Annotated in this window: 6 protein-coding genes and 1 pseudogene; 2 read left to right on the forward strand and 5 right to left on the reverse strand. The window is 68.1% G+C overall.

The features are described from left to right. Position 1: 1 nt before the first annotated feature. From A5714_RS04220 to A5714_RS04240, 5 genes are all read right to left on the reverse strand, one after another. Positions 2–991 carry an SDR family NAD(P)-dependent oxidoreductase gene (locus tag A5714_RS04220; RefSeq protein ID WP_068283058.1) on the reverse strand — a complete coding sequence of 330 codons (990 nt, stop codon included), beginning with the start codon at positions 989–991 and terminating at the stop codon, positions 2–4. Further along, on the reverse strand, positions 984–2126 hold the full coding sequence (locus A5714_RS04225) for a spirocyclase AveC family protein (RefSeq protein ID WP_068283061.1): 1143 nt from the start codon (positions 2124–2126) through the stop codon (positions 984–986). Before A5714_RS04225 ends, A5714_RS04220 begins: the two co-directional genes overlap by 8 nt. Before the next feature lie 9 nt (positions 2127–2135). Continuing rightward, entirely contained in the window at positions 2136–3248 is a 1113-nt protein-coding gene (locus A5714_RS04230; RefSeq protein WP_068283064.1) for an ABC transporter substrate-binding protein, read from the reverse strand. Between the two features lie 79 nt (positions 3249–3327). Beyond that, complete coding sequence (locus A5714_RS04235; protein ID WP_068283068.1) at positions 3328–4176, reverse strand: CbbQ/NirQ/NorQ/GpvN family protein; 849 nt, start codon at positions 4174–4176, stop codon at positions 3328–3330. A gap of 87 nt (positions 4177–4263) precedes the next feature. After that, positions 4264–5955, reverse strand: a complete 1692-nt coding sequence (locus A5714_RS04240; RefSeq protein WP_068283071.1) for a nitric oxide reductase activation protein NorD — start codon at positions 5953–5955, stop codon at positions 4264–4266. A 112-nt stretch (positions 5956–6067) separates the two neighbouring features. On the opposite strand from A5714_RS04240, the pseudogene A5714_RS25875 reads away from it, so the two are divergent. Continuing rightward, positions 6068–6196, forward strand: a pseudogene (locus A5714_RS25875) (SDR family NAD(P)-dependent oxidoreductase); the annotation flags it as partial. A 103-nt stretch (positions 6197–6299) separates the two neighbouring features. Then, the coding region (locus tag A5714_RS04245) for an acyl-CoA dehydrogenase family protein (RefSeq protein ID WP_197513542.1) at positions 6300–6900 on the forward strand (601 nt) is incomplete at its 3' end.

The raw sequence follows: 6900 nt of genomic DNA on the forward strand, positions 1-6900 counted from the left end.
TCTATCCCTCATTCCCCTGTTGACGCTTGGCCGCCAGCGCAGTCAGTCGTTGCAGCACCGGCTGCGGAAGTACGCGTGCGGCGAGCACCATGCCCCGTTGCGCAGTCGTCAACGGCCACGCCCCGCCCCGCATCGACCCGTGCCTCGGTATGCCCAGCACGATCCGCGACAGGTGGTGCATCCCCGAGGCGGGCAGAATCCTGTTGGCGGCCAACAACATCGCGGCGTCCGGGCCGACGCCGCGGCGGTGAAATGCGCCCCGGTCCTGCAGCGCCCTGACGAGGCCGTCGGTGAACCGCTCCGGCGGTCTGGCGAGCCGCATCGCGAACCGCCCTCGCGAGTTCATCGTGTTGTGCAGCCGCGCATAAGGGCCGGCGAAGTTGCGGTCGTCGGTGGTGCCCGCATCGGTGATGATGTCGGTGTCGTAGGTGCCGGCCACCAACACGGTGACGCCGAGCCCAAAGGGCGCGATCTCACCCGCCATCGACTCGCCCCAGCGTTCCAGCGCCCCCTTGGCCGCCGAATAGGGCGCGGTGGCCGGCTGGCCACGAACCCCCGCCGCGCTCGAGACCAGGACGATGCGGCCCTCCCCCGCTTCCCGCATGCCCGGCAGCAAGGCCTTGGTCAGCTCGACGGGGCCGGTGACGCTGGTGGCGAACATGTTCTGCCACAACGAGATATCGGCCTCCTCGACCATCCCCGCACCGGAGATGCCCGCGTTGTGGACCAAGGCGTAGGGCGTGCCGACAACGTCCTGGATCGCCTTGGCCGCGGCAGCGACCGAGGCGAGATCCATCAAGTCGAGCTGGACCCCGATCAACCTGTCGTCGTCTGCGGACGCTCCGGTCGCCGTGCGCAGCAACGGCATTGCGGTGTCGGGGTCGCGCATGGCCGCGACCACCCGCCATCCGTCACGGTAGAGGCGAACGCTCGACGCGAACCCCAGTCCGCGGGAGGCGCCGGTGATGACGACGGCGCGCGGCTCAGCCATTCGTGCTCGCGGTTGCACAGGCGCCGTGACCGGGCGGCGGCGCGTCGACGTGCGGTCGGCCGTTGGGCTCCCCGCTGGCCCATGTCGACCAGATGCCTACAGAGAATGGTCCCTGCGCGCCGGCCTTCTCGTAATACCCTTGCGGGTCATAGACTTTGGCCTCAGGGTAGGGCCACGGGCAGGCCACCGAGGTCGCGGCGTGGCTGACCTTGATGGCCCAGAACCAGGCACCGTAGGCGAAGTAGGACACGTTGATGATGGCGAACATCACCAGGAAGGTGCCCAGCACCGGGCGTGTCGGAAACAGTTTTGCCTTCGCCGCAAGCTTTTCCGCCACCGATTTCCCGGTGTCGTCGCGGTAGCACAGGATCGCCGCGGGCACCATCACGAAGGTCACCGAGAACGACTCCCAGATCAGCGGGAACTGGAATGTGGTGCCGGTGAACACCGAACCCCACGGGATCACCTGGTCGTAGATGTACATGCCCATGTGGACGAGCTGGATCTCCAGCCACGCATCGAAGACGAAACCGATGGCGCAGGCCAGCGCGCCCAAGCTGACCAGCGGGTGCCGGGAGACGAACGACCGGGGTCCGTACTTGGCCTGCAGCGTGCGCAGGATCCAGATGGACGGGAAGTAGGGTCCGAAATAGAAAGTGACGTAACCGAATACGACGAACGGCTCTACCGTCGGCGAGATGGACACCAGCGGCCACGACTCCGGCCAGTGGATGAGGTCGGGGTTGTAGACCGCAAACGGCGACCAGTTCATGATCGGGTCCTGCCACACGATCAGCGTGGTGCACAGGAACATCAACATCACCGGGCTACCCGGATTGCGCCGCCAGCCTCGGATGAACACCACCAGCAGCACCAGCAGCATGATGCACGTGGAGATGTGCAGGAAGGTGATGTAGTCCAGCCCGAACAGGAACCTGACCGGACGCGGTCGGCCCTGGACGTTCGGGTTGGCGACGCGGGGGTCGAGCGCCGTGCGGCAGTTCGCGACGAAGACGATCGCAAACGCGGCGAGCGCGGCGCCGGCGATCCAGCCGCCCCAGCCGCGGTTCTGGGCGCGCTGCCGGGACGACGGCTTCTCCTGCGCGGCAGGCGGTATCGATTGGTCAGTACTCATCGTTGAGCCTCACTCTCCGAAGCGATCGACCAGGCGGGAGTTGACGCCGTCGGCGTCCAGGGTCCGCGCCACCAGATAGCCGGCGCCCATCCAGGCCCGGCGGGTCCACTTGCCCAACGACACCCGGGTGCCCGGCGCGCCGGACGCGGCGGGCACCATCTTCACGCGCTCCAGCGCCTCTTTGACGCCGCGCGGACTGAGGGGGTGAGCGTCGGCGAAGGCGCGCACGAGAGTGGTGGCGACGTCGTGGTTGACCACCGAGACGCAGTACTCGGGACGGCTGCCGTCGTATTTCTTCGCGTAGCGGTCGAGGAAGGCTTGGCCGATCGGGTTGGTTTCGTCGTACTGGTCGACCCCGACCCAACCCATGAACGAGTTCCACATGATCGGGTTCACCCACGCGTTCTGGAATGCGGTGGTGGCGAACCTCGGGGGGTCCCAGTCCAGAGCCTCCAGCGCCGGATTGATGAACACGATCCCGAACCCGAAGCCCAGGTGCACGATCGCCTCGGCTTTCACGTCGTGCAGGGTGCGGACGGCTTCGTTGATGTCCTGAGCCGTCTGAGCGATCGTCGCTTCCGCGACGATCCGAACACCCTTGCGTCGGCAAGCGCTGCGCAGGTTCTTCAGGTAACTCTCGCCGATCAGGCTCTGCTCGACCAAAACTCCGATTTCGGTGATCCCGCGTTTGGCCACCTGATCGACGATGAAGATCGGCTCGTCGGTCATCGAGCCCTGCGGAAAGGCGAAAGTCCATTCGCCCAACCAGTCGTCGGTGCCGGTGACGCTGATGGCCGGCACCTTGAACCGCTCCTCGATCGCCTCACGAGTCGGCACGCAGTTGTCGGTGATGTTGGGCCCGAACACCACGAGGCATCCTTCGTCGACGAGCTCGCCGTAGGCGTCGATCACCGCCTTGACCGAACCCTTCGGCAGTCCCTCGACCTCGCGGTAGATCATCTGCACCGGGCGATCAAGCAGGCCCTGTTCGACGGCTTCTTCGAAGACGAGGTCGAAGGTCCGAGTGAAGCTCGCCATCAGCTCCTCGGGGAAGCCCTCCGGCAACGTGAAGTCCATCAGGTAGCCGACCTTGATCGGCTCCGCGCTACTTTCGTAAGACATCCGACCTCCAGAGCGTCGAAGCCGTAACTGAAAACCTAATATTTGTTCCGACCATAACGACGGTGTCCGGCAGCGTCAATCACCGGGCGCCGCCCGTTTCGCCGAGGTAGATCTCGATCATCTCGCCCAGCGCCTGGCCGACCGCCGCATCGTCGGTGAGCGGTCCGGTAATCGCGGCCCGGGCGGCCTGGGGCGCGTCGAGACCCTCCTGGATCAGCCTGCCCGCCGCGATCAGGACGCGGGTCGACGCCACCTCGCGGAGCCCGCCGGCCTCCAGGCGGCGGATGGCCTGACCGAAACGCACCAGCTCGGACGCGGTGACACCGTCGACGCCGGCCTCCCGGGCCACGATCCCCTCCTCGACATCGGCTGTGGGAAAACCGAATTCGATGGCCACCATTCGCTGGCGCGTCGAGTCCTTGAGATCCTTCAGCACGCTCTGGTAGCCGGGGTTGTAGGACACCACGAGCCCGAAACCCGGTGCCGCGTCCAACGTGACGCCGAGACGCTCGATGGGTAGCTGCCGGCGGTGATCGGCGAGCGGATGCAACACCACGGTGGTGTCCTGACGGGCCTCCACCACCTCGTCGAGGTAGCAGATCGCGCCCTCACGCACGGCCCGGGTGAGGGGGCCGTCCACCCACACCGTCTCATCGCCGCGGAGCAGGTATCGCCCGACGAGGTCTGCGGTGGTCAGGTCGTCATGGCAGGAAACGGTGATCAGCGGCCTGCCGAGGTCGTGGGCCATCGCCTCGACGAAGCGAGTCTTGCCGCAGCCCGTCGGCCCCTTGAGCACGAGCGCCAGTCCCTGCCGGTACGCCACCTTGAAGACGACCTCCTCGTTCCCGGTCGCCTGGTAGTACGGCCGCGACGGCGCCGCATCGAGGGCCACGCCGTTCCGGTGAACGAGTCCGGACTCGTTGGCCATGACATCCCTTTCGCCGTTGCCCGGAGCCTAATCGGAACAGATGTTTGTTTCAAGGGGTTTGACGTAGGCGAATGGGTTCGACGCTCGTCACGACACTTTTCTGCGCACCTCCGCCGAGCGCAGCGCCGATCGGAACAGCGGACCGATCACGCCGGCGAGTCGGTCCGGCCGTGTGATCGTCGCGTGCGCCGTGCTGCCGAAGACCCGCCGCAACGCGGCGACGTCGGTTCCGGCGCCGATCGTCAGGCACACGCACCCGGTGCCGCGGCGGCGGGACTCGGTCAACGCGCGGCGCGCGTCGGCCGCGCCGTAGGCCCGCTCGTAGCCGTGGTCGTAGGCGAGTCCGTCCGAGACCACCACCAGCAGTCGCCGCGCCGTCCCGCCGCGCGTCTCCAGGACCGCCGCGCCGTGCCGGATGGCGGCGCCGAGGCGCGAATAGGCGCCCGGCTCAATGCTGTTCAGCCGTCGCAGGATTCGGGAATCGAGATGGTCATCGAAGCGCTTGACGGGCACCACGCTGACCGCCCGGCGGCCCTGCGAGTAGTACGCGTACAGCGCGACCCGGTCCCCCAGGTCGTGCAGCGCGATGGCGAGGTGCGCGACGGCGGCGCGCTGCTGTTGGTGCACCGTCCGCCCGGCCGTTCCTGGCTCGGCCGCCGAGCCCGACGCGTCGAGCAGTAACAAAACCGACAGGTCGCGGCGGCGCCGCAGGCTGTCGAGGTAGACCGATTCGTCGGGCACCGACCCGGCCAGCAATTCGACGCGGGCCTCCACCGCGGCGTCGATGTCGATGTCGTCGCCCTGCGCTTGGCGGCGCCGGCGGTGCAGTCCCATGCCGAGCCGCGCCAGCGGCCGCCGTAGTGCGAGCGCGTCATCGACGGCGGCGGTTGCGGAGGCGTCGATGGTGGCATCGACCTCGCGCACGGTGCACCACCCCGGGCGGTAGCGCCCGCGTGTGACGTCCCATTCGGGGTACACGGCGCCGTGCGCGGCGCAGCGCGCGGCGCCGTCGTCCTCGCCGCGTGCAGAGGCCAGCGAAAAGACGGCGTTCGCGCCGCGCGCGCCGGAGTACGTGCGATGCGTGGGGGCATCCGCGCCTGGTGGCCCCCCGCCACTTCCAGTCTTGCGCGCCGAGGACAGCAGCCTCTTCAGCCACTTGCCGAGGAAGCCGCCCCCGCCCACCGGGCTGGTGAACAGGTCAGGGTCGTCGGAATCGTCGACCAGCCCGTCGTCCAGCTCTTCGCGTTCGGTGGCGCCGTGGGCACGCGGCACGTGTTGCGCCGCCGCGTCGTCATGCCGTTGCGTCGCAACGGAACTCGCCGTCAGGACTTGCGCCGCCCGCAGCACGCCGAATTGCGCCTCCGGGTCGTCGATGGGCCCCCGCCCGCGCGCGATCCGCAGAGAATCGGCGGGCGAGCCGCTGCGGCAGGCGGTGTCACTGTCGCCTAAAGAGGCCAACGTGGCCGGCAACAGGCCGGCGTTGGCGACGAGCGCCCGATGTCCCTCGAGCGCCAGATACCGCCGGGCCCAGTTCGGGTGCCGAACCAACGGGCGCACGACGCCCGGATCGAGGCTGCCGGCCGCGATGAGCGAGGCCTGGACCGCGACGGCCGCAAGTTGCGCGCGTGCAGGCGCACCGGCATCGAGGTGGATCGTCTGTCCGTCGCTCCACGCCGGTTCACCCGGCCCGAGGGCGGCCACGGTCACCGGCCGGCCCGCGAGCGCAGACGCGAACATGCCCAAGGCCTCCAACCGGCCGCCGCGTGCGTCGCCTGACATCGACCTCCATACCACCGAATGTGTTGACCAAAAATCTGTTCCAGCGTAGGGTCCGGTTCCACCCGCGGTCAATCGGATCCGATCACCGGTTTCACTTATCCAGGAGCACAACATGATTGACTTCACCGACCGGGTCGCGGTGGTCACCGGCGCCGGGCGGGGGCTCGGACGCCTCTACGCGCTGGATCTGGCGCGCCGGGGCGCCGCGGTGGTGGTCAACGACATCGGCGCTGACGAAGGCGTCGCGTTCCCCGAGACGCGCCGCGACGGTGGCCGTTGACCGGATATCCGCTCGACCGTAGAGTCCGGCGTGATCGCAAGCGCGCGGTCAGAGGTTGGGAATAGTGGACTTCTCCTATCCGGCGAAAGTGGAACGGTTCCGCGTCGAGCTGCGCGACTGGTTGTCCGCGAACCTCACCGACGAATTGGTGGCCGCCCGCCGGCCCACCGGCCGCGACGACGCCGCCTTCGAGCTGCTGCGCGGCTGGAACCGCACCATGGCGGAAGCTGGCTGGGCAGCGGTGTCCTGGCCCCGCGAGTACGGCGGCCGCGGGGCGACGGTTCTCGAACAGCTGGTCTACACCGAGGAGACCACGCGCGCTCGAGTCCCGGTTGCGCTCAACATCATTGGGCTGAACAATATCGCTCCCGCGATCATGCAGTACGGCACGCACGATCAGAAACGCACGCTGTTGCCCCGCATGATGCGCGCCGACGACATCTGGTGTCAGGGCATGTCAGAACCGGAGGCCGGATCCGACCTCGCCGCGCTGCGCACCCGGGCGGTACGCCGTGGTGCGGAGTTCGTCGTCAACGGCCAAAAGATCTGGACGTCATTAGGACACCGGGCCGACTGGTGCCAGCTCTACGTGCGTACCGATCCCGAGGCGCCGAAGCACAAGGGGATTTCCTGCCTGATCGTCGACATGACGCTGCCCGGCATCG

The sequence above is a fragment of the Mycobacterium sp. E2462 genome, from assembly GCF_001672685.1.
Classification (GTDB): Bacteria; Actinomycetota; Actinomycetes; order Mycobacteriales; family Mycobacteriaceae; genus Mycobacterium.